This window comes from Exiguobacterium sp. s63, from assembly GCF_018617335.1.
Classification (GTDB): Bacteria; Bacillota; Bacilli; order Exiguobacteriales; family Exiguobacteriaceae; genus Exiguobacterium.
Genome location: NZ_JACSKB010000001.1, coordinates 803,542 through 825,450, shown reverse-complemented (window position 1 = coordinate 825,450; position 21,909 = coordinate 803,542). Strand labels below are relative to the sequence as shown.

Annotated in this window: 18 protein-coding genes; 10 read left to right on the top strand and 8 right to left on the bottom strand. The window is 50.9% G+C overall.

From position 1 onward, the window contains the following. Positions 1–52 precede the first annotated feature (52 nt). Entirely contained in the window at positions 53–448 is a 396-nt protein-coding gene (locus KNO90_RS04225) for a hypothetical protein (protein ID WP_214741888.1), read from the top strand. A 92-nt stretch (positions 449–540) separates the two neighbouring features. On the opposite strand, the gene KNO90_RS04220 is transcribed toward KNO90_RS04225, so the two are convergent. From KNO90_RS04220 to KNO90_RS04185, 8 genes are all read right to left on the bottom strand, one after another. Beyond that, positions 541–1,440 carry a CAP domain-containing protein gene (locus KNO90_RS04220; protein WP_215113062.1) on the bottom strand — a complete coding sequence of 300 codons (900 nt, stop codon included), beginning with the start codon at positions 1,438–1,440 and terminating at the stop codon, positions 541–543. Between the two features lie 110 nt (positions 1,441–1,550). Further along, positions 1,551–2,774 carry an exo-beta-N-acetylmuramidase NamZ family protein gene (locus KNO90_RS04215; RefSeq protein WP_483299290.1) on the bottom strand — a complete coding sequence of 408 codons (1,224 nt, stop codon included), beginning with the start codon at positions 2,772–2,774 and terminating at the stop codon, positions 1,551–1,553. A 191-nt stretch (positions 2,775–2,965) separates the two neighbouring features. Continuing rightward, positions 2,966–4,723 (bottom strand): C39 family peptidase, encoded by a 1,758-nt coding sequence (locus KNO90_RS04210; RefSeq protein WP_215113060.1) that lies wholly within the window; start codon positions 4,721–4,723, stop codon positions 2,966–2,968. Positions 4,724–4,826: 103 nt separating this feature from the next. Then, positions 4,827–5,585 carry an ABC transporter permease gene (locus KNO90_RS04205; RefSeq protein ID WP_215113059.1) on the bottom strand — a complete coding sequence of 253 codons (759 nt, stop codon included), beginning with the start codon at positions 5,583–5,585 and terminating at the stop codon, positions 4,827–4,829. Next, on the bottom strand, positions 5,585–6,433 hold the full coding sequence (locus KNO90_RS04200; protein ID WP_215113058.1) for an ABC transporter ATP-binding protein: 849 nt from the start codon (positions 6,431–6,433) through the stop codon (positions 5,585–5,587). Before KNO90_RS04200 ends, KNO90_RS04205 begins: the two co-directional genes overlap by 1 nt. Further along, the gene (locus tag KNO90_RS04195) at positions 6,430–6,636 is read right to left on the bottom strand and encodes a PLD nuclease N-terminal domain-containing protein (RefSeq protein ID WP_031422647.1); all 207 of its coding nucleotides are present in this window, start codon (positions 6,634–6,636) and stop codon (positions 6,430–6,432) included. Before KNO90_RS04195 ends, KNO90_RS04200 begins: the two co-directional genes overlap by 4 nt. Before the next feature lie 114 nt (positions 6,637–6,750). Further along, the gene (locus tag KNO90_RS04190) at positions 6,751–7,164 is read right to left on the bottom strand and encodes a universal stress protein (RefSeq protein ID WP_215113057.1); all 414 of its coding nucleotides are present in this window, start codon (positions 7,162–7,164) and stop codon (positions 6,751–6,753) included. 69 nt (positions 7,165–7,233) lie between these two features. Beyond that, positions 7,234–8,715 carry a SulP family inorganic anion transporter gene (locus tag KNO90_RS04185; RefSeq protein WP_215113056.1) on the bottom strand — a complete coding sequence of 494 codons (1,482 nt, stop codon included), beginning with the start codon at positions 8,713–8,715 and terminating at the stop codon, positions 7,234–7,236. Positions 8,716–8,912: 197 nt separating this feature from the next. Between KNO90_RS04185 and KNO90_RS04180 the strand changes: the two genes are divergently transcribed. From KNO90_RS04180 to KNO90_RS04140, 9 genes are all read left to right on the top strand, one after another. Beyond that, a complete protein-coding gene (locus KNO90_RS04180) occupies positions 8,913–9,230 on the top strand; it encodes an ArsR/SmtB family transcription factor (protein WP_214741880.1) in 318 nt (105 codons plus the stop codon). 12 nt (positions 9,231–9,242) lie between these two features. Continuing rightward, a complete protein-coding gene (gene arsD / locus KNO90_RS04175; RefSeq protein WP_214741879.1) occupies positions 9,243–9,602 on the top strand; it encodes an arsenite efflux transporter metallochaperone ArsD in 360 nt (119 codons plus the stop codon). 12 nt (positions 9,603–9,614) lie between these two features. After that, positions 9,615–11,372 carry an arsenical pump-driving ATPase gene (gene arsA / locus KNO90_RS04170; RefSeq protein ID WP_215113055.1) on the top strand — a complete coding sequence of 586 codons (1,758 nt, stop codon included), beginning with the start codon at positions 9,615–9,617 and terminating at the stop codon, positions 11,370–11,372. Next, positions 11,369–11,647 carry a Fe-S cluster assembly protein HesB gene (locus tag KNO90_RS04165; protein WP_214741878.1) on the top strand — a complete coding sequence of 93 codons (279 nt, stop codon included), beginning with the start codon at positions 11,369–11,371 and terminating at the stop codon, positions 11,645–11,647. Before arsA ends, KNO90_RS04165 begins: the two co-directional genes overlap by 4 nt. Before the next feature lie 33 nt (positions 11,648–11,680). Next, positions 11,681–12,967, top strand: a complete 1,287-nt coding sequence (locus KNO90_RS04160) for an arsenic transporter (RefSeq protein WP_214741877.1) — start codon at positions 11,681–11,683, stop codon at positions 12,965–12,967. 11 nt (positions 12,968–12,978) lie between these two features. Next, positions 12,979–14,637 carry an FAD-dependent oxidoreductase gene (locus tag KNO90_RS04155; RefSeq protein WP_214741876.1) on the top strand — a complete coding sequence of 553 codons (1,659 nt, stop codon included), beginning with the start codon at positions 12,979–12,981 and terminating at the stop codon, positions 14,635–14,637. 197 nt (positions 14,638–14,834) lie between these two features. After that, entirely contained in the window at positions 14,835–17,756 is a 2,922-nt protein-coding gene (gene pulA, locus KNO90_RS04150; RefSeq protein ID WP_214741875.1) for a type I pullulanase, read from the top strand. 144 nt (positions 17,757–17,900) lie between these two features. Continuing rightward, on the top strand, positions 17,901–20,732 hold the full coding sequence (locus KNO90_RS04145) for an EAL domain-containing protein (RefSeq protein WP_214741874.1): 2,832 nt from the start codon (positions 17,901–17,903) through the stop codon (positions 20,730–20,732). A gap of 97 nt (positions 20,733–20,829) precedes the next feature. Continuing rightward, a complete protein-coding gene (locus KNO90_RS04140; protein WP_214741873.1) occupies positions 20,830–21,906 on the top strand; it encodes a nitric oxide synthase oxygenase in 1,077 nt (358 codons plus the stop codon). Positions 21,907–21,909 lie beyond the last annotated feature (3 nt).

Below are 21,909 nucleotides of genomic sequence, written 5' to 3'. Positions count from 1 at the left end.
GTGTAATAATCTAATTATTCAGATAATTAAGGTGTTGAAATGAGGGATTTGGATGAAAGGATGGCAATTCAATAAACAAGAGGGGGCGTTGTTCCCGGACGAGATCGTGCTTTCCGCGTTTTGTACCGTCGAACCGAAGCGAATGGATTCGACGTTACCGTTTTACTATGACGAGTCGATTTTTCGATTCACAAATAAAGAGGAGACGTTCTACTTTAAAATATCACCAAGCTATCACGAATTTGAGATCAACGTCAAAAATCGGGACGGGGAGCTCGTATACTATCAATTACTCCGTACTGTCAGTAAAGTCGAAATCTTAGAAGACCGACGGGATCAGGCGGAGTTATTGATCGTCCTCGCAGAAGATCGGAAGCGGACCGTGACGTCAATCGAATTGACCGTCCGACCGCGTTTTCGTGTGCTTGTGAAAGAGCACGAGATATAAGAAGCGAGTCGACCTTAAGAGCGGGATGTGAATTCCGCTTTTTTGAATGGTCAAACAAAAAGACAGCCACGACGTGACTGTCTTTTCAGCGGTTATTTCGTTAAAAAGACTTGGACATGGATGGTAAATCCTTGAGCGTCGGTCGCTTTGCCAATTCCGAGATGCGTATAATTCGCATTCAAGATGTTTGCGCGATGACCGCTACTGTTCATCCAGGCATCGACCGCACGAACCGGGTCGCTTGACCCTTTATAGATGTTCTCTCCCCAGCCACGATACGAGACACCGTATGCGTCTAACGTGTCACCAGGTGTGCCGTTCTCGTTGAGCGTATGCGAGAATTGACCTGTGCGTGCCATCTCATCCGCACGGACTTGGGCGACACGATTTGCCTCACTCGAAGCGGAGAGAAGGGAGAGGCCGGCAGCATCTCGTTCTTTGTTCGTCTCAGTCAACACGTTGATGGGCGATGTGAAGCTGACGTGTTTCGCAAGGATGTAGCCGGTATACGAACCATACCGGACCTTATACCAACGAGTCGTACCCGTATAGCGATATGACACGGTCTCGAGTTCGGTGCCTTGCCGGACGAACTTGACGTTCGAAGAGGTCGTGAGCGGACGTGATTTTAAATAGACGCTCGACGGTTTGACATACGTCGGTTTCGTGAAATTCACCTCAGCAGTGGACAAGCGGACATATTTGGCAGGCAGGTAAGCATAGCCGTTGCCCCATTGAATCTTATACCAACGCACGCCATCCAACTGGAACGATGTCCGGACGCGCATCGAGCCGTCTCGTGGAATGAGTGCAAGTCGTTTCGCGCTCAAAGAAGGCGACTGCCGGACGTTGAGTTGACTGATGTTCGTTACGTAACCGGTCGTGTTGATCGACGTCTCATAATATGCTTGGACGCGATTAGTCGAGAGCGGTGACCCGATCACACCGAGTGTCAGAATGATGGTGAGTAGTAGAGAGAGATGCTTCTTCAATGGAATCGACTCCTTTTATGGGACTCCCTATATTCTATATTGTTTGGGTGATTTTTGGTTTTACCATTTCATTACAAAAAGGATGGACTCTTCGTGAGCCCATCCTCGCTTCATTTATACAGCAAATACTCTTTTCGAATCGGGAGGAAGGCGTCTCGCTCGTCCTCGATTTTCGTCAGGATGTCTTCAAGCGGAGCTCCTTCGAGAATCATGTCTTTCACATAAGCGTTCCCTGTCAGTTTCGTGATGAAGTCGTTCGCTAAAAAATCGAAGTCGTTCGGATACATGGCATGAGCCGTTTGAATCATCGCGATCCCGGTTCTCGTCGATTCGAATCGAGCTGGATCGGTGACATACACCTCGACTCCGTGTGTCAGTTTGCCTGCATGTTTGGAGAACGTCGGCGTGAATGAGGCAGCCCGGAAGGCGACTCCCGGCAACTCGAGTTCGTTCAGCTCTTTCGCGTACTCATGTGCGTGAATATACGGCGCGCCGATCAACTGAAACGGTTTCGTCGTCCCACGACCCTCGGATAGGTTCGTCCCTTCAAACAGCCCGGTCGCCGGATAGACGTTGACCGTGTCGGTCGTCGGCATGTTCGGGGATGGCATGACGAATGGGAGGCCCGTGTCCTCATACATCATCGAACGTTTCCATCCTTTCATTTTGACGACTTCGAGGTCGGCTTGAATCTGATACTCAGTGTTGAACAGTTGCGCGAGTTCTCCGACGGTCATCCCATGCTTTAGTGGAATCGGATAGAGACCGATGAAGCTAGAGTAGTCCGGGTCGAGCACCGGACCGTCGACGCGAAGCCCACCTTGTGGGTTCGGACGGTCGAGGACGACGAACGGAATATCGTTCTCGGCTGCGGCTTCCATCGCATACGCCATCGTATAGATATACGTATAGTAGCGTGTCCCGACATCCTGGATGTCAAAGACGAGCACGTCGACATCTTGTAGCATCTCAGCCGTCGGTTTCTTCGTGGCACCATATAGACTGTATACGGGCAATCCCGTCACGTCATCGATGTAGGAGCTGACGGTCGACCCGGCTTGGGCGTCTCCTCGAACGCCGTGTTCCGGTCCGTATAGTGCCGTCAATTCGAAGTCATCGGACTGGTCGAATAGATCGACGATGCTCGTTCGTTCCGCATTGACCCCGGTCGGATTCGTGATCAGTCCAACCCGTTTCCCTTTCAAAATCTCCGGATTTTCCATCAAGCGGTCGACCCCGAGTTCGACCTTTGGCTTTTTCGGTTCAGACTTCGCATCGGCATCCAACCAGACGATGGAAGTCGTAAGGATCGTCAACGCGGCCATACCACCCATCCACTTTTTCATCAAAAGTTCCTCCCTTGATTTGTGTAAGCGCTTCAATTTCTTAACAGGAGTGTATCATCTAGAAATTTAATTTCAATATTTAATCATAAAAATAGGAATTTATATTTCTGTATTTCGTACTTTTCTCCTAATCACACACAAAAAACGTGCCATTCGATGAAAGGCACGTTCTTTCTTACTTATCTGACCGCGAGCGCTTTCCATCCTGTCGCGCTCATGACGGCGCTCACTTTGGATTTCGGGATGACCAAGCGACCACGATACGGGTCATTGATATACAAGTTTGACTTGTCATAACCGGTCGCCAACATGACGTGATAATTGACGTAACCGGTGAACTTCTTGTTCGAAGCGGTGTACCAGTTGAAGTAGCCGAACGGTTTGTTGAAGTCGACGCTCGCCCAGACGATGACCGGGTTGCCCATCGACAGTTCACGTTCGATTGAACCAAGTCCTTGGTTGGACAAGTCTTTCACCGGACGATATTTACTGGCGAATCCGATCATACCTTTTGGATAGATCCCATAGTTCTTATATTTGCCGAGCGTCCCTTTCGGATCACCTGTGAACATGACGTTCGGGTCGACCCAGCGATAGAGACGGTTCTCATAGCGGGCGTTCCACATACTCTTTGGCATCTCGTTATATAAGGTCGAGGCGCTGACGGCACGACCTTTCTCTTCAAGTGCCATCTTGAGGGAGAAGAACTCGCAGCCGGACGGATAGCCCATCGGGAACTGACGATAGAGTGGGACACTCATTTTATAGATGGACAGTGCCTGAGAATAGGCACCCCGCGCATCGAACGAGGCGTTCCCGACACGACGGTTTTGATACATCTTTCCGTATGGATCAAAGTAATACCACTTGCCGTCGATGGCTTGCCAATCCGTCTTCTTCGTCAACGCTGGAGCGTAATACTCGTACTGGGTCGTATATTTCCATCCCTTCTCGGGGACACCCGTCGAGTGGAAATGATACGTCTTTCCATCCAATCGGAATTTTCCTTGCAACCGGTATCCGTAGGTCGGATGGAATCCGATCTTCTTCCCCTCGACCGTTTGGAACCCATACTCGCGGCGTCCGTAGGAATCGAACGAATAGACGCGTGCATTCAATGTGTGGACACCTTCTAGTCGATATCCGTAGGTCGGATGGAACCCATACATGACGCCGTCGATTCGTTGTAGCCCGTACTTACGATCGCCGTATTTTCCGAAGAGGTAGTGACGATTGTTAATCCGATGCAGTCCTTCGAGGCGATACCCATAATAGGGATGGAATCCATATACTTTTTCACCAATTCGGGAGAGTCCCTGGCGACGTACCCCGTCATCCCCGAAGTAATAGCGACGTATGCCAATCGTCTGCCAACCGGTCGCCATCTTTCCTTGCTCCATCAAATAGTATTTCTTGCCGTCAATCGTATACATCCCTGTATGGATCGTGCCATCCGGGAAAATATAATGCTTGGCGTTCCCGAGTTGTTGCCAACCTGAGAGACGGACCCCATCCTCGTTGAAGTAATATCGCTTGCCTGCGATCGTCTGGAATCCCGTGACAGGTTGACCGGTCTCATCGTAATAGTAGACGAGACCATCTCGTTCCTGCCAGCCGGTGAGCAACTTCCCGTTCTCGTCAAACGTGTAGGTCGTGCCGTCAATCGCGTAAGCACCCGTGATGAGTCGACCGTCTGCCTCAAAGTAATATGTAGCCCCTTCAATTTCTTGCCAACCTGTGAGGAGGGTGCCATCTTCATTCAGATAGTATGTATGGCCGTCGATTTCTTGCCATCCCGTCAATACCGTCCCATCACTCGACGTATAGACGATGCCATCCTCCGTCTGTTGGAATGAACCTTCTGCATGTGTCAGAAGGGGAGAGGTAAGGAGGGTACCGGCGATTAAACTAAATAGGGTAGTTGTCTTCCACTTCATATGAGTAAGCCTCCCGATTTTCAAAAAATGCTATATAAAATAATATAACCATTTTTATCCAAGGGAAGATAGTGGCAAATGAATCATTTAAGAAGTCAGACGTTTACGCCGAATGGCTCATGAACCGAAGTCGTTTCGACGCCACAAAAAGGGAGAGGGTAACGACAACGGTTCCCGTCACGAGTGGCCACACGAGATCCACCTCGGTCAGGAGCACCTGACTCGATAGAGGACCGAGCATCCATGGCATCCAATCGAGGTCGACCCATCCGATGAGGAGCGACATGACGAAATGAAGACCGAGCGTCATGACGACCGCGACGACCCCGCTCTCGATCATGGCCGCAAGGAGAATGAAGATGGAAAGCTGGACGACGAAATGACAGAGGAGAAGTGCCGTCGATACGAGAAATGCGGGTACATCAAACACCTCGAAAAGAATGACCGTATAGTAAGCCGCCGCTAGTTGTGCGAGTATGAGGCCACCGACCGTCAAGAGGACGTAATGTGCCCATTTGCTGATGACGATGCGAGACGTCGGGATTTGTAACGACTTGAGCCAGGCGAGCGTCCCGTTCGTCCGCTCATGACTGAACGTGTGCATCGCCGACAACAAGACGACGAGAAGTCCGATTTGCCGAAGCTGTTCACTGACCGAGATTAATACTTCTTCCGGTGTCGGTGTCGGAAGGTCGATGACGGCCCCGTCCGGTAAATTGCCGCCGGCGGCGAGAATATCCGGTAAAAAGTAGAGCGTGAGCGGCTGCATCGAGGCAAGGAGCATGAGAGCGATCGGGATCCAGACGAGCCGTTTGTTCGACCATGCCTCTCGCCATTCCTGTTTGAAGATTGCGGTACGCATCAGGCGTTCACCTCCAAAAATAAAGATTCGAGCGACGGATGCCCGACGTGTAGCGATTGGATGGTGACGTTCCGTTCTAACACGCGCCGCAAAATCGCCCGTTCGGCGATATCCCGGTCTGTTGACTCGAACGTCCACGTGGAACCCCGTTTCGTTGTCCGAGCCACGCCTTCTAATTGCGTCCAATCTGCTTCACTCATCTCGTCATCAAAAAGACGTAACTCGATGGTCGACTTCGACCCGAGCAGGTCGGTCACGGTCCCTTCCATGAGCAATTTGCCTTGGCGAAGCAAGAGCACCCAGTCGCTCGCTTCTTCGGCATCCGGAAGGACGTGCGTCGAGTACAGGATCATCCGCTCTCGCTTCAAGTCACTCAACAAATCGAGCACTTCTCGTCGACCACGTGGGTCGAGTGCGGAGACGGGTTCATCGAGCAGTAAGAGTTCCGGGTCATGCACGAGCGCCTGGGCAATCCCGAGCCGTTGTCGCATCCCGCCCGATAAATTCGTTGCTGGACGGTCGACGGGTTCGAGCCCGACCCGTTTCAATAGTTGGATTGGGTCGACGTGTTTCGTCCCCGTCAATTCAGCGGCATACCGAATCGTCTCGACGGGTGTCAACGATGGATAGAGGGCCGGACGTTGCGGCAAATAGCCGATTCGAATGCGTTCATGTCCGCTCATGTCGCCACTTGTCGGCTCGGTGACACGTGCGAGCAGGTTCAAAAGTGTCGTCTTCCCGGCACCGTTCTCCCCAAGGAGAGACGTACAGCCTGGTCGTAATTCGAAACTGACATCATCGAGTGCCGTGAAGGAGCCGAATTGTTTCGTTACATGTGTGACTCTCATCGCGGTGTCCGTCCCCATAGGAAGTAGATGATTGGACCGAGTATGTTGATGAAGACGATGACGAGTAGCCATACCCATTTTGGACCGTTCGTCACGTCGCGTTTAAACAAGTCAATCAAGGCGACGACGAGTAAGATGAGTTGCAGAATCAAAACAGGTAATAAAATGAGAAAAAGGGTATTCGGGTCGTTTACGATATCCATCGTGTGAACCTCCTTATTAAAATAAACTGTCCTTAACACATTCTACACGTACGGGGTGTCCCCTGTATGTGACACAAAAATTCCCCACCTCATGGAGAGGTGGGGGACGATTCATTATTTGACGATGATGACAGGGGCGAGAGCACGTTTGGCGAGTTTATGACTCACGCTACCGAGTACGAACTCTTGGAACGTATTCAATCCGCGTGATCCGACGACGACATACTCGTACGGCTCATGGTTTGCATATTTGACGAGCTCGACGTCCGGCTCCCCACGAAGTTCGATATATTCGTAGGCGATGCCTTCTGCTTCCATCAACTCAAACAGCGGTTTGAGCATCTGCTTTCGCTTCGTCTCCAAGTCGATCTTTCCTGTCGAATTGAGGGCCGCTTCTTTCGATTCCTTCGCGCTGATGACGTGCACGATGTCAATCGATGCATGCGACGCCTTTGCGAGCTGAATCGCTTTTTCAAGCGCACGTTTCGAGTGGGCAGAACCGTCTGCCGCTAAAAATACCTTTCCCATGAAAACTCCTCCTCTTTCGCACGTTCTACTTTCAGTATAGGTGATTTAACGAGTCGGGGGAACGATGAATCAATGTCCCGCGTTCGCGTTTTGTTGCTTCAAGTGAAGCGCGAGCGTGTTGAGCAGTTTTTCCGAGTCTTTGTTCAAGTTGAGCAGTTCAGGTTCGATGCCGACTTCCCGATATTTGAAGACGACCTTATCGATTGCGCCGATGGCCGAATCGTCCCAAAGATGGGTGTTCGCAAAGTCGATTGTGACTTTTTTGACACCGGCATCAACATCTTCCGTGATGTCGAATTGGTTGACGAATTCAGACGTCGAGGCGAAGAATAGCTGTCCGTTGACCGTATAGTCGGCACGGTCGGACGTGACACTTCGACCGAGGTCGATTTTTGAAATTTTAGCGGCGAACAAGATGGCAGCCGTCAAGATTCCGCCTAATACACCGAGTGAGAGGTCATGCGTGAAGACGGTGACGAGTACTGTGACAAGCATGACGACCGTGTCCGACTTTTGAGCGGTACGCATCGCTTTGAGCGAACCCCAGTCAAACGTCGCATACGAGACGAAGAACATGACCCCGACGAGCGCACCGACCGGGATGAGCATGAGCACATCGCTGATCGTCATGATCATGATGAAGAGCGCGAGCCCGGCAGTGAATGTCGAGAGTCGACCACGGGCGCCAGATGAGACGTTGATGACCGATTGTCCAATCATCGCACATCCTGGCATCCCACCGAAGAAACCGGCGATGATGTTCGAGATTCCTTGTCCGCGTGATTCACGGTTTTTGTTTGAGTCCGTTCCTGTCATGTCATCGACGATTTGGGCAGTCAAGAGCGATTCGATCAATCCGACGAAGGCGAGCGAGATTGAGTATGGCAAGATGATCGTGAGCGTCTCGAGCGTGAACGGCACGTCCGGGAACAAGAAGTCCGGAAGTGTCGCAGAAATCGTTCCCATGTCCCCGATGTTTTTCGTGTCGAGTCCGAGCGTGATCGCGAGGACCGTCATGACGACGATAGCGACGAGCGGTGCCGGAATGGCTTTCGTCACACGTGGGAACAAGAAGATGATGGCGAGCGATGCGGCGACGATCGCCCAGATGATCCAACTCTCTCCTTCAAAGTTAGAGAGTTGCGCTTGGAAAATTAAAATCGCAAGCGCGTTGACGAAACCGACCATGACGGCACGCGGGATGAATTTCATCAAGCGGGCGATGCCGAGATAACCGAGAACGATTTGGATGATCCCGGTTAGAATACCTGCAGCGAGCAGATACTGGAGTCCATGGTCAGCAACGAGTGAGACGACGACGAGCGCCATCGCACCGGTCGCAGCCGAAATCATCGCCGGTCGACCTCCAGCAATCGAAATGACCATCGCGATGATGAAGGAAGCGTATAGCCCAATCATCGGGTTGACTCCCGCGATGAGGGAGAAAGCGATGGCTTCCGGGATGAGCGCCAAGGCGACAACGATCCCGGCCAAAATGTCGGCTCGGACGTTTCCGAACCATTCGTGTTTCAACGTATTCAATCTTTCCAAAAGAACACACCTTTCTATTTATAATGATTTGATTTTCGAGTCTCACGAAAATCAAAAAACTGGAATCCGTTCATTTTCAACGTGTTTCATCATACCGAATTGAGTCCAAAATGACAATTGCTTCGCGTATAAAACTATGTTAATTTCATAACGTATAGGTTATATAACTTTTTTGTTATATGAGAGGGTGAGAGAAAGTGTATGCCGTTGAAGAATTGAGTAAGGTGCTCAAGGTGCTCGGAGATTCTACCCGATTGACGATGTTGAAACAAATGGAGGCAGGCGAGCAATGTGCGTGTAGTTTCGTCGACCGTTTCGATATCTCGCAACCGGCGATCAGCCGTCATTTGAAAATGTTACGTCAGGCGGGCCTTTTGCTTGAGCGTCGAGACAAACAGTGGATTCATTACCGGTTGAACGAGACGAGTCCGTTTTATCCGCTCGTCACCGAATTATTAGCCAATCTAGAAACCGTCGAGCCGAGCTGTGATTGTGAGCCGGATTGTGCGATGTAAGGAGAGAAAAAGATGAAACTTGAAGTGTTTGAGCCTGCAATGTGTTGTCCGACAGGGTTATGCGGACCGTCCATCGACCCAGAATTGACGCGAGTGGCGACGATTCACTACGTGTTGCAGCAGCGCGGTTTTGATGTGTCACGATCCAATCTCGCATCGGAACCGAATCGCTTCGTCGAGAACAGCGTCGTCAAAGCTGAAATCGCAAACGGGATTGAGTCGCTTCCATTGACGCTTGTCGACGGGAAGGTTGTGAAACGGGGCGCGTATTTGACGAATGAAGAGCTGGCGGAGTTGACGGGATTACCGATCACCGCTTTCGCCAAACAGGACGGAGAAAAACCGAAAGTTCGCATCTCACTCAAGAAATAAGGAGATATGCTCATGTTGCCATTTGATTTTCATACGACCCAACCGACTCGTTATGTGTTCTTGACCGGAAAAGGTGGCGTCGGGAAGACATCGACCGCATCAAGTCTCGCATTGACACTTGCCGACCGTGGCAAGCGTGTCTTGCTCGTTTCGACCGACCCGGCGAGCAATTTACAAGACGTCTTTGAGATGAAATTCGACGAGTCGCCCCGACTTGTCGCAGGAACGACACTCGCGATTGCCAACTTTGACCCTGATCAGGCGGCCAAACAATACATGGAACGCATGGTCGGTCCGTATCGCGGCGTGTTACCCGACGTTGCCATCCAGTCAATGGAAGAACAGCTGTCCGGTGCCTGTACGGTCGAGATCGCGGCGTTCGACCAGTTCACGGAGCTATTGACGTCAGACGAGGCGCGCGAACAGTATGACCATGTCATCTTCGATACGGCACCGACGGGACACACGCTCCGGCTCTTGACGCTACCGAGTGCATGGAATGAGTTTTTAGAGACGAACACGACCGGTATGTCATGCCTCGGTCCGCTCGCCGGTCTTTCGGAGAAGCAACACCAATACAAACGTGCCGTCGAGACACTGCGTGATGGGGAAGAGACGACTCTGCTCCTCGTCGCCAGACCAGACGTGTCGACACTGTTGGAGGCCGAACGTGCCGCCACCGAGCTACAGGCGATCGGAATCGAGCACATGCAGCTCATCATCAATGGTGTCATCTCGTTAGAAGAAGCGACGGACCGGTTTGCGCGTGCGGTCATCGATCGCCAACAAGACACGCTTCAATCGCTCCCGGAAACACTCGCCTCGCTTCCGGTCTTCACCCTACCGTATGCGTTTGAGAACCTTGTCGGTATTTCGGCACTCCGGCGCTGGGGAAGCGGGCAAGAGGTAGCGATCTCGCGTGAGGTGTACGAGACGAGTATATATGGGGAACTCCATCAACTCGTCGACGAGTTGGAAGCGGACGGACCGAGCGTCATCATGACGATGGGGAAAGGTGGCGTCGGGAAGACGACAATCGCCTCGCTCCTTGCCGTGGCGCTTCATGAACGGGGACACGCCGTCCATTTGACGACGACGGATCCGGCTGGCCATGTTGCATTGGCCATTGGGACGGATGTTCCAGAAACGTTCACCGTGGACGCGATTGACCCGCGAATCGAGGTCGAGACGTATCGACGGGACGTGTTCGAACAGGCCGGTGAGATGACCGATGAACAACGTGCGATGCTCGAAGAAGATTTGCGCTCACCCTGTACTGAAGAGATTGCCGTCTTCCGTGCCTTTGCCGATCAAGTGGCGAAAGCGAAAGATCGTTTCGTCGTCATCGATACGGCACCGACGGGACACACGCTTCTTCTGTTAGATGCGACCGAGAGTTATCACCGCGAACTCGAACGCTCGACCGGTCTCGTTCCGGAAGCGGTCCGAGAATTGTTACCGAAACTACGTGATCCGAAACAAACGCACGTTATCATCACGACATTGCCTGAAGCGACACCGGTATACGAGGCCGAGCGCCTCGCCAGTGACTTAGAACGGGCGACGATTCGACCGTTCGCCTGGGTCGTCAATCAATCATTCACGACGCTCGAGGTCACAAGTAAATTATTGACCGCGAAAGTCGCGAATGAGGTCCCGTGGCTCGAAAGCGTAAGCACCAAGTCACGTCCGACGATGCTCGAATGGCAAGAACGACTGCCGGTCGGATATGCGGCGTTATCTCAATTAGTAAAGGAGAAAATACAATGAATATCACAAACGAAGCGATCGACTTTTTACAAACTGCGTTAGAAGAGGAAGAAACGAAATCGGTCCGCATCATCACGGAGGCAGGCTGCTGTGGACCGACACTCGGTCTGACCGTAGCGACACCGGAAACGACGGATGAAGTGAAGCATTTCGACGACCTCACGTTTGCCGTAGCGAAGGAAGCTGAAGCACTAGCCGCGAACGTCACGCTCGACGTCGAATCGACAGAAGAGGGAATGACGCTGGTGTTGCATGGATTGCAACCGTCTTGCTAAAACAATAAATAGAGAATATCGGAGGAACTCATTGTGCAGTGGATTGCTAGTTTAATTTTTGTGGTGACGCTTTTTCTGATCATCAAGCAACCGAAAGGCCTAGGCATCGGTTACTCGGCGATGGGAATGGCCGTCATCGCCCTCATTTCAGGTGTCGTCAATCTTGATGACGTCGGCACGGTGTGGGGCATCATTTGGAACGCGACGTTCACCTTCATCGCGGTCATCATCATCTCGCTCATTTTAGATGAGATTGGATTTTTCGAATGGGCCGCATTACATATGGCGCGAATCGCCAAAGGTGGCGGGGTGAGGCTCTTCGTCTATATCACACTACTCGGTGCGCTCGTCGCGGCCTTGTTTGCGAACGACGGGGCAGCGCTGATCTTGACCCCCATCGTCTTGGCGATGGTCCGGGCTCTTAAACTGCCGGACGCGGTCGTCTTGGCATACGTGATGGCATCCGGATTCATCGCCGATACGGCGAGTCTCCCGTTCATCGTTTCGAACCTCGTCAACATCGTCTCAGCCGACTTCTTTGATATCGGTTTTGCCGAGTACGCCGCGCGGATGGTATTCGTGAACGTGTTCGCGGTCGCGGGCAGTTTGCTCGTGTTGTACTTGTATTTCAAAAAAGACATCCCGAAACACTATGACGCCTTACAGTTGGCTGAACCTTCGTCCGTCATTAAAGATCATACGATGTTCCGCTTATCGTGGGTCGTACTCGGGTTACTGGTCATCGGGTACTTCACGAGTGATTTAGTGGAGATTCCCGTTTCGCTCGTCGCGGGTGTCATCGCCTTGTTCTTCCTCGTGATGGCGAATCGCTCGTCAGCGGTACAAACGACTCAAGTCGTGAAAGGTGCACCGTGGGCCATCGTCTTCTTCTCGCTCGGGATGTATATCGTCGTCTACGGTCTTCAAAACGCCGGACTCACTCAAGTACTGGCGAACTTTATCGACTGGTTCGCGGTGAACGCATTCAGTGCCACGTTCGGGATGGGCTTTTTGGCTGCCATCTTGTCATCGGTCATGAACAACATGCCGACCGTCATGATTGACGCGCTCGCCATTGACTTGACGCATACGACCGGGCAGATTCGGGAAGCGTTAATCTATGCGAACGTCATCGGATCAGACCTTGGTCCGAAGATTACCCCGATCGGGTCGCTGGCGACACTTCTATGGCTCCACGTCCTTCGTACGAAAGGGCTTAAAATCGGGTGGGGTGAGTATTTCAAAGTCGGGATCATCTTGACGATTCCGACACTCGCTATCACATTGCTCGGTCTATATATCAGCTTATTACTTTATTGAGGAGTGGTTATATGAAACTAGTCATCATCGGTTCAGTCGCTGCCGGGACATCGGTCGCGGCGAAAGCACGTCGGAACAACGAGGACGCACAGATTACGATTTACGACCGGGACTACGACATCTCGTATTCGGGATGTGGGATTCCATATTACATCGGTGGAGAAGTCGAGTCACGTGACGACTTGACGCCGCGTGACGCTGCCTTCTTTAAGAAGCGTTACAACATTGACGTTATGACACGTCATAACGTCACAGCTGTCAACAAAGACGCGAAGACGGTGACGGTTGAAAACTTAGAGACGGGTGAGACGCTCACGGACACCTATGACGTCCTTGTCCTTGCGACGGGTGCGTCGAGCATCATCCCACCGATTCCAGGGGTGAAGTCCGACAACGTCTTCCCGATTCGAAACATCCAACATGCGGAGGCGACACGTACCTTCGTCGATTCGACAGACCCGAAACATGCGACGATCATCGGCGCCGGCTTCATCGGTCTAGAGATGGCGGAGCAGTTGAAGCTTCGCGGGGTGGACGTGACCATCATCGAACGTGTGCCGCAAGTGATGCCGCCACTCGACAAGGATATGGCGTGTCGCGTCGAGGAGCACCTCGAGAAGAACGGAATCGAGCTCATGCTTGGTGAGACCGTGACGGAACTTGTCGGCGACGGACATGTCGAACGGGTCGTCACGGAGAGTGGCAAGACGATTGAGACGGACCTCGTCATCTTGTCGGTCGGAGTCCGACCGAACGTCGAGCTCGCCATGAAGATGGGCGTCACGATAGGGGAAACGGGTGCGATCGCTGTCAATGAGCGGATGGAAACGAACATCCCAGACGTCTATGCGGCCGGAGACGTCGCGGAGAGCTTCTCGATCGTGACAGGCAAACCGATTTGGCGTCCACTCGGTTCGACAGCGAACAAGATGGGGCGGACCGCCGGGGACGTCATCACGGGCGGTCATCTCGAACATCGGGGTATCCTCGGCACGGGTATCTTCAAAGTGTTCGGACTTGCCGTCGCACAGACGGGTCTCGCCGAAAAAGAAGCACGTGAACTCGGATACGATATCGAGGTGCTTCATAATACGAAACCGGATAAGCCTGCCTACATGGGTGGGAAAGATATGACAATCAAAGCGGTCGCGGACCGTGCGACACGTCAACTGCTCGGTGTCCAAATCGTTGGATTCGAAGGAGTCGACAAACGAATCGACGTCTTCGTCACAGCCATCACGCTCAAGGCGAAAGTGGACGACTTGTTCCACCTCGACCTCGCCTACGCACCACCGTTCTCGACGACGAAAGATCCGGTCATGTATACGGGGATGGTGCTTTCGAACAGTATCGACAAGGCGGCGCGACTCATCACACCGGCCGAGCTTCAGACACGAATCGATGCCGGGGAAGACATGCAAATCATCGACACGCGGAAAGCTGCGCAGTTCGAGAAGGCGTGTGTCGATTGTGCCGTCAACGTCCCGCTCGGTAACCTCCGGGAAGCGGCGAAAGACATGGACAAGCACAAACCGACCGTCGTCTACTGTAATGGAGGGGTGACGGGGAATGCGGCTCAGAACGTGCTCCGTAACCTCGGATTCACTGACGTGTACAACTTGTCAGGTGGAAATAAGAACTATCAGTTGTTCAAAAAATACGGGAACTAAACAAGACGACGTCCGAATCTACCGGACGTCGTTTTTTCGTGAATGAGGACTTCACTCGTTCATATTCCCTATATGAGATGGGCGGCTATTGATGCCAATTGACCCTTTTCTAAAATAACGTTGCTTCACTAAAGGAAACCGTTTACAATTTTTTGTGTAAGCGTTTTCTCAAAATAGTGCTACAAGGAGGGACCCTCATGGTCAAAAAGCAGTGGAAACCCGTATGGGCAGTTGTGCTAACGTTTGCACTAATTCTGTCAATGTTTCCGATGACGACGTCCGCTTTAGATAAAGGGAAGTCGACACTTGTCGTCGTCCATTATCAAGAGGCGCCGGATAACGAAAAGGATTGGAACTTATGGCTTTGGGCGAACGGCCCAGATTACTTCCCGAATAAAGGCTTCACATTTAACGGGGAAGATGCATTCGGAAAGGTGGCGGCTTACGAATTCCCAGTCGATTCACCTGAAAAAATCGGTCTCATCGTCCGCACGGACAATTGGGACAAAGATAAAGGTTCTGAGAATGACCGCTTCATCACGAGCGACATGATTCAAGATGGTGTCGCTGAAGTATGGATCAAGTCAGGAGATCCGACCATCTATACGTCAAACCCGGACGGTGAGACGGCTTCAACAGAAATCGATATGAACGTTCATTATTTCCGTTACGACAATACATACACGGACTGGGGTCTATGGGCTTGGCCAGACGGTGGGGACGGACAGAGCATCGTGTTCGATGGGACAGATGATTTCGGTGCCGTCGCGAACGTGAAACTCGCTAACCCAGAGTCGAAGAAACTCATGGGCTTGATCACGAAAAAAGGAGAATGGACGGAGAAGGATGGGGAAGACCGATTCGTTCTCGGGACTGCAAAAGAGATTTGGCTCGTTGAAGGAGATTCGACAATCTACTATTCAGAGCCACAAATCGATCGTTCTCCGAAACTCGTCTCGTTCTCGGCGGACACGTTCCGTCAGGCGACACTCACGACTAACCGTGTCATCACGGATGCGTTCATCGATGAAGTGAGCGTGGAAGGGGCAACGGTGGAATCGATTGAAAAGGCTGGCGACAAGTCTGTCACGATTCAATTCAAGTCAGACATCGACTTAGCGAAAGTCATCAAAGCCTCGCACCCGGAGTTTGGGGAACAGACACTCCAAGCCGGCAAGGTCCTTCGTTCGAAGGAATTCGATGCGAAATATGCATATGACGGTAAACTCGGTGTCACGTATCAAAAAGCGAAAACGAAGTTCGTCCTTTGGGCACCGACGGCTCAACAAGTGGAACTAGAGCTGTGGAACATGCCGACGAACCGACCGACGAACGACAAAGATATGAAAAAAGCCATCAAGATGAAACGCGGTGAGCGTGGCACATGGGTGGCGGAAGTGCGCGGCGACCTGGACGGCATCGGTTATACGTACCAAGTGACCCATGCGACTGGAAAAGTCCGTGCGGTCGATCCGTATGCGACGGCTGTCGGCGTGAACGGTGACCAAGGAGTCGTCGTCGATTTGAAAGAGACAGATCCGAAACGTTGGAATTCGATGAAACCGAAGTTGAAACAATCAACGGATGCGATCATCTATGAGACGCATGTCCGTGATTTCTCAATCTTCGATGTGAAGACGGACAAATACGATTCAGGTATTCAAAACAAAGGGAAGTATCTCGGGGTCGTCGAACGTGGCACACGTCTTCTCGTTGACGGGAAGAAAACGGCGACGAAGACGGGGCTCGATCATGTCAAAGACCTCGGTGTGACACACGTTCAGTTCATTCCGGTCTATGACTTCAACACGGCCTCGGTCGATGAGACGAATCCGATGGCGACGTACAACTGGGGATATGATCCGAAAAACTACAATGCACCAGAAGGTTCGTATGCAACGAACCCTTACGATGCGAAAGTGCGCATCATGGAAATGAAACAGATGATTCAAGGATTACATGACAACAACCTCCGTGGTGTCATGGACGTCGTATACAACCACATGTTCGATGCGCAGGCATCAAACTTACACAAAATCGTCCCGGGTTACTACTATCGCTACACAGCAGGTGGCGACTTCGCGAACGGAACAGGTGTCGGAAACGATACGGCTTCTGAGCGGGCGATGATGCAAAAACTGATCGTCGATTCTGTCGTCTATTGGGCGAAAGAATACCATTGGGACGGATTCCGTTTCGACTTGATGGGAATTCATGACGTCGATACGATGAACAAAGTTCGTGCGGAGTTGAACCGAGTCGACAAGTCGATCCTCGTCTTCGGAGAAGGATGGGACCTCGGTACGCCACTTGACGCCGAACTCAAAGCAAACCAAAAGAACGCTTATGCAATGCCGGGCATCGCCCACTTCAACGACAACATCCGTGATGGATTGAAAGGTAGCGTCTTCTACGATGAGGACAACGGCTTCATCAACGGAAAAGAAGGTATGGAAAATCGAGTGAAGACGGGAATCGTCGGTGAGATCGCATATAGCGACACGATTAAAGGATTCACGAAAGAACCGACGCAAGCGATCACATACGTCGAAGCCCATGACAACCATACTCTGTGGGATAAATTGACGTTGACGAACCCGAACGAATCTGAGGTGAATAAGACGAAGATGCATCGTCTCGCCTCGAGCATTCTCTTAACGAGCCAAGGGACGACATTCCTTCACGCAGGACAAGAGTTCATGCGCACGAAGGAAGGTGACCACAACTCATACAAATCACCAGACTCAATCAACCAGCTCGACTGGAAACGGGCAGCCGACCGCAAGGCGGACGTCCAATACATGAAAGGCTTGATTGAGATGCGTAAAGCCAACCCAGGTCTTCGGATGACGAAAGCGAGCGATGTGAAACGATTCTTGACGTTCCAAAAAGCGGAAGCGAATATCATCACGTACTTGATTGATGAAGACGCACCAGGACAAAAGAACGACTTGTTCATCACGCATAACGCCAATCCGACAAATGTTCAAGTTTCCCTTCCAAAAGGGAACTGGAACGTGATTGTCGACGGCGATCGTGCCGGAACGAAGACAATCAAGCGCGCGACTGGAACAGTCAATGTGCCTGCATACAAGACGTTCGTCCTCGAACGAAATTAATTATTGACCCCACTTTAAACAAGTGGGGTTTTCTAATGGCCCAATGATGGGTAATTGGTAATTAATGTTTTGTAAACTAGATATTTTGTATGAACGCGAGAATTTCCGTTTGAAACTTCCATCTCTTTCGAAAGGAGAGATTGTATGGCGATTTTTAAGAAATGGATTCATCGCGTCAATGGAGACGTTACAGATATACTGTCATCTGAATCGATTCCGGTATTTCATGTGGACTCACTCCAAATGGAACAGTACCCAGATGCGATTTATGTACTCGATATGAAGGGGCAACTCATCGAATCGAACGAAAAAATGGAGCAGTTACTTGACGATCTTGCCTTATCTTTGACAGGAGCCGAAGAGTTTATTCCATATCATGAACAAGCGCTAGCTGGAGAAACGGTTCATTTTGAACTAATCAAAGTACAAGACGGACAAAAGCGGAAGTTTGCGGTAACGTGTACCCCGCTTTATAAAGATCAGCTCATTGAAGGCGTTTACGGGATTGTCAAAGACATGAGTGCCGTATGGGACAAACAAAACCGTTATGCCTTCATGAAAGTCGGCCGGGAGTTGCTTGAACAAGTACCCGGTCTTATGATCATCGAAGTACATCTCGCGGACGGGTCGTTCTCCTTCTCTTCCCAAGTTTCGTCTTTCCTCGGTGTTTCGAGGCAACGACTGAATGAGATGAGTGCGGACCAGATTCGAGAAACGGTGCACCCTGATGATTGGGAACGATTAAAGCAATCGGTTCAATCGTTGCGAGCAGATGCTGGGGAGAGCGACTTTACGATGGAGATTCGACTTCGTCACCAACAGACGTTTGAAGATATGCCAGTGACCGTGCGAGGTGTGTTATCTCTTGAACGTAACGTTTTGACATACGTCATCTTTTCAACGAAAGATCAGCAGCGAATCGAGCACGAGCTGACGGATAAAGAAGAGCTGTTACATCGCGTATGTGAGGCATCCGATACGACGATTTGCGATTACAGTTATGATACAAATCAAATCGAGTTTGCGGCAGGACAGTTCCACACGATGTTTGGGTATACGGTGAAACACTTCAATGCTCATCCTGACTATTGGAAAGCAGTGATTCATCAAGACGATTTAGAAAAGATCAATCAGGCGAACGAAGAGACACGGCACACGAATCATGTCGAACTGGAATATCGGATTTTTGTCGGAAAGAAGCAAAAGTGGATGAAAGAGAGTCGTCAACATTTATTTGATCATAAGGGACGGGTTCGGGGATTTCAGGCATTGATTCGCGATGTGACTGAGGTGAGAGAGCAAGAAGCAAAACTTATGCAGCGAAACGAATTCGATCCGATGACGAATATCCCGAGTCGTGAGACGATGTTTCAGTCGATTGCGCGATTGATTCAAGCAGATTTGACATTCGTCTTGTTTGCCATCTCATTCAATCGAATCGCGGACATCAATCGAACGTTCGGACATGAGTATGGTGATGAGTGGCGTATTCAAACGGCACATCGACTGCAACGAATCGTACCGGATGAAGCGGTCGTCGGTCATTTAGACGGGGATACCTTCCTGATGTTTATGCCCGGTAGTCATGGCGATGAACATCTTTTGCACATCGGGGATCACCTATTGAATCTGTCTAAACATTGTTTTCAACTTGAACCCTACTCGGTTTATCCAAATATTAAAATCGGGGTCAGCCGTTATCCGAACGATGCCTCTGATGAAGTGACGCTCATTCGTCGAAGTTACATGGCGATGGGAAGAGCGGGCAAAACGGGAGGGACTCCGATTTCACTTTATACGTCACACATGAATCTTGAAGAACTAAAGCGTTTCGAATTGTTGCGAGACTTGCCGACCGCAATCGACCGCAATGAATTTTATCTCCTCTATCAACCGAAAGTGAATACGTGGACCGGTGAAATCACCGGGGCTGAAGCGCTCATTCGATGGGAACATCCATTGTGGGGAACGGTTTCGCCACTCGATTTTATCCCATTGGCGGAGGAAAGTAACTTATTCATCCGAATGACAGATTACGTCATTGATGAAGTGTTTCGCTTTTTGGCGACATTACCGAATAAAGTTCCCATATCGTTGAATGTTTCACCGAAATATTTGTACCACGAACATTTGTTGAGTACGTTCGAATCGGCGAGTCGGCGACATGATGTGTCATTCAATTGGATTGAGATTGAAGTGGCCGAGACATCAAGACTTGACGAATCCGACCACATCACAAACATTTTTTCATCACTTAGAGATTTAGGGATTCAACTTGCGCTCGATGATTTCGGGAAAGGTTATTCCTCACTTGCTTATTTGCAACAGTTTCAAGTTAACACAATCAAGATCGATCGGATTTTCGGGCATGGTGTGTCCGAAAATAAACAAGCACGAGCTATCATTCATAGCCTCGTCGTCTTGGCAGAGGAGTTCGGTCTCGACGTGGTTGTCGAGGGAATCGAGCAAATGAATGATCTCCTGTTATTGCGTCAGCTCGGATGTAAGACGATTCAAGGGTATTTGTTCAGTCCGCCTGTAAGAGGCGAAGTTTTCGAAAATATGATGATTCAAGGAAAACTCACTCCCGACTCATTCAATCAACACGAGTGGGGGACTAGCCGTTACATTCAAGCAGGAATCACGATTAAAACGATTCGACAGCAACAGATGGCGATTGGTCAATCTCCGATTGTGTTGACATCACGTTCGGAGCAACATCTACATTTCTACTCTGCGCTTCGTCTTCCATTAGATGGAGAAATCGAATTTATCATTCGCTTCCCGTCAGGCGTTGATTTACCCGTCCGCTTGCGCCGAATCACTGAGATAACGCATGGACTCTATCAATATGTTGCGGAATACGAATCGAGTCCGACACTAGAAGCGCAACTGGCTTCCCTTGAAGTAGAAGGGACGGGAAGCATAGAAATTGCTGATTATATCAAACTCGTTCACCAGCCGGAACGATCCTGATGACCCGACGTGCCATGTCTGAGAATAGATAGTTGAAACGAAGGTCTCCTTTTCTCTAAGATGGAGAAAGAGAGAATTGAGTGAGGAGATCTTAGATATGAATCTGTATGAACAAGCGAGCGACTGGATGCGGCAATGGCATGACGCCCCGTCCGAACGCCTCCAGCAAATCAAAGATGAAATTGAGCGCACGGGCACTTATTCGTTGACGACGGAAGAGTTGTGTGAGGGCGCCAAGGTGGCGTGGCGGAATTCGAATCGTTGCATCGGTCGTTTGTTTTGGCAGACACTCCATGTGATCGATGCACGGGATGCCGATACGTTTGAGGCAGTCTACGCCTCCCTCGTCGATCATCTTCAGTTCGCCACGAACGGTGGAAAAATCCGTTCGACGATGACAGTCCTTCCGAACGAGTTCAAACTATTGAACTCACAGTTGATTCGGTACGCGGGATACGAGACGCCGGACGGGATTGTCGGAGACCCGATGTCTGTGACGATGACGAAGCGCGCAAAAGAGCTCGGATGGGTCGGAGCCGGAACACCGTTCGATATCCTCCCACTCATGATCACGGACGGACGAGACGTCCGCTTGTTTGAATTGCCGAGCGAGGCCGTGCTTGAGGTGGACATTCAGCATGAAGATGTAGACCTATTTGACGGGCGGACCATTAAATGGCACGCGGTCCCGGCAATCGCGGATATGGAGCTTGAGATCGGAGGGCTCCGGTTTACGTCGGTCCCGTTCAACGGCTGGTACATGGAGACAGAGATCGGGGCACGGAATTTGGCCGACACCGACCGTTATGATCTGTTGCCCCTCGTCGGACGGTCGCTTGGGCTCGATACGACGAAAGAGCGGTCCCTTTGGCGCGACCGGGCACTCGTCGAATTGAATATCGCCGTCCTGCAATCGTTCGAGCGGGCAGGTGTGACGATCGTCGACCATCATACGGCCGCCAAACAGTTCAAGCGGTTCGAAAAAAACGAACGAGACGCGGGGCGTGACGTCACCGGACAATGGAGTTGGCTCATCCCTCCTTTATCGCCAGCGACGACGCACGTCTTTCATGAGCATTACGACAATCAGATCAAGACACCGAACCTGTTCGCAAGGAGTGGTTGTCCGTTCTCAGGGTTTCGTCAGCCGGTAAAAGAGGAATTGAAAGGCTAGAAC

Bases quoted from the DNA above. Each gene is read 5' to 3' on its own strand.
- KNO90_RS04225 (WP_214741888.1), top strand. From the start codon at position 53: ATGAAAGGATGGCAATTCAATAAACAAGAGGGGGCGTTGTTCCCGGAC.
- KNO90_RS04215 (WP_483299290.1), bottom strand. From the start codon at position 2,774: ATGGGTGGTATGGCCGCGTTGACGATCCTTACGACTTCCATCGTCTGG.
- KNO90_RS04210 (WP_215113060.1), bottom strand. From the start codon at position 4,723: ATGAAGTGGAAGACAACTACCCTATTTAGTTTAATCGCCGGTACCCTC.
- KNO90_RS04205 (WP_215113059.1), bottom strand. From the start codon at position 5,585: ATGCGTACCGCAATCTTCAAACAGGAATGGCGAGAGGCATGGTCGAAC.
- KNO90_RS04200 (WP_215113058.1), bottom strand. From the start codon at position 6,433: ATGAGAGTCACACATGTAACGAAACAATTCGGCTCCTTCACGGCACTC.
- KNO90_RS04195 (WP_031422647.1), bottom strand. From the start codon at position 6,636: ATGGATATCGTAAACGACCCGAATACCCTTTTTCTCATTTTATTACCT.
- KNO90_RS04190 (WP_215113057.1), bottom strand. From the start codon at position 7,164: ATGGGAAAGGTATTTTTAGCGGCAGACGGTTCTGCCCACTCGAAACGT.
- arsD (WP_214741879.1), top strand. From the start codon at position 9,243: ATGAAACTTGAAGTGTTTGAGCCTGCAATGTGTTGTCCGACAGGGTTA.
- arsA (WP_215113055.1), top strand. From the start codon at position 9,615: ATGTTGCCATTTGATTTTCATACGACCCAACCGACTCGTTATGTGTTC.
- KNO90_RS04165 (WP_214741878.1), top strand. From the start codon at position 11,369: ATGAATATCACAAACGAAGCGATCGACTTTTTACAAACTGCGTTAGAA.
- KNO90_RS04155 (WP_214741876.1), top strand. From the start codon at position 12,979: ATGAAACTAGTCATCATCGGTTCAGTCGCTGCCGGGACATCGGTCGCG.
- pulA (WP_214741875.1), top strand. From the start codon at position 14,835: ATGGTCAAAAAGCAGTGGAAACCCGTATGGGCAGTTGTGCTAACGTTT.
- KNO90_RS04145 (WP_214741874.1), top strand. From the start codon at position 17,901: ATGGCGATTTTTAAGAAATGGATTCATCGCGTCAATGGAGACGTTACA.
- KNO90_RS04140 (WP_214741873.1), top strand. From the start codon at position 20,830: ATGAATCTGTATGAACAAGCGAGCGACTGGATGCGGCAATGGCATGAC.